General features: G+C 62.9%; 1 protein-coding gene. It reads right to left on the minus strand.

Translation table 11 applies throughout. The features are described from left to right. Positions 1-1,518 carry an IS4 family transposase gene (locus BV106_RS34750; protein WP_038172875.1) on the minus strand — a complete coding sequence of 506 codons (1,518 nt, stop codon included), beginning with the start codon at positions 1,516-1,518 and terminating at the stop codon, positions 1-3. Between the last annotated feature and the right edge of the window lie 65 nt (positions 1,519-1,583).

A 1,583-nucleotide genomic window follows, 5' to 3' on the forward strand; every position in this document is an offset into this window, starting at 1 on the left:
CTAGCTTTTGCCCACATTTTTCGATGCTTGCGCCATTCGCCAGCCCTCGGTCATGTCGTGCAGGCGCGTCAGGCCCCGCCATAGCGCCTCAGCTCCGGGCGGCGGACTGCTGGGTGCTCCACGGTGTCCTGCCAGTTGCCCGATCCACCTCATCGCCTGCCCCAGGCTCAGGGGCCGGCCGGCGGTCCCAGTCTTGACGCTTTCAAAGTGGGCTCGCAATACCTCCTGCTCCAGTTCGCTCAACCATTTCCCGGCTGGCCCTTCAGGCTCCTGGCGCGCCGCGCTCACCAGGCTCATCAGCCGCACTGCCACCAGCAGATCCAATACGATCATCACCTGCGCCGACCTCGCCTGCTGCATCCGGCGGCTCTCCACCTTGCACCCGCTCTTGAGCACCCGGTGCATCACTTCGATCTGCCACCGCCTCGCATACCAGCCCACCACGCGCTGAAGTTCGATGACATCACTTATCGGCCAGGTCGTCAACAACACCCATTCCAGCGCGGGCTGCCCCTCCGGGGGCCGCGGCTCCCTCACCATGATGATGTTCACCCTCACCGGCTGCTCGTGCCCCTTGTATTTGCGCTGATGCGCCGGCACCTCCAGGCTCACCGGGATCCACAACGCCTCCACCTGCCTCTTCTGGGTCCCATGGATTCCTTTGGGGGCGGGCATCGAGATCTGCCAGCAGACCTGCGCGGGTTGCGACTCCAGATGCTCCCACAGTCGCACCACCGGATCGGATGACTCAGAGGCGTCCTGCTGCAACTGCCGGTCATGTTGAGCCCGCACCAGCAGATGAAAGCGCCCCTGATGTTGCTCATGGAGCCGCTGGGCCTCCACGAGCAGTTCATACATGTCGGCCTCACGATCGGCGATGTTGATCACGGCCTCCACCTGGGGCAGCTCTTCACAGAGCTGCGCACTGTCCTGCACGCTGCGCACCCACCGGTGGCTTTCCTTTTGCTGGCTGCTCTGGCGGTTGCGTTCGCCGGGCTTGCGTGCCTTTTGGGCCTCACCATCGCGGGCGTAGATTTCGCACCCCTGCAAGCCATGCACCCCTTCGTGCTCCCCCAGCAACAGGGTGGTGTGGACATGAAAGCCGCGGAACTTGTCGCTGTTGCCAATCGGCCCTCTGCCTTCCATCGCCTCGTGGGTGGTGAAGTTGGTCGTCGTCGTGTCTTGAACCGCCAGAACCACTCCAGGGCAGTGGTGGCGACGCAAACGTTCGGTGGTGGCCTGGGCGGCACTCTGGACGATGGAATGAGGTTGCACGTGCGCTCCCTGTAACAGCCTGTAAGTCGCCTTCAAGGGGGCGCTGCTCTCACATTGCTGGGGCAAACTTTGTCCTGGCTGGCGGATCATGGCCCCCAACAGGGAACAGAGGCGTTGATCCCGCCTGAGATCACCACAATCCACCTGGGCAAGCTGCTCGCGGGCCCAGGCTTCGCGATGCTGGCGGGGCAACCCTTGAGCTCTCTGGCGCAGGGCGGCAATTTCTTTGTCAGGACGGTCCATCCTTCCTCATGGCCCATGCCGTCAAACGTTGCTTCAGACATGTTAATAAATGTGGGTAAAAGACA

This window comes from Verrucomicrobium sp. BvORR106, from assembly GCF_000739655.1.
In the GTDB taxonomy this organism is placed as follows: Bacteria; Verrucomicrobiota; Verrucomicrobiia; order Verrucomicrobiales; family Verrucomicrobiaceae; genus Verrucomicrobium.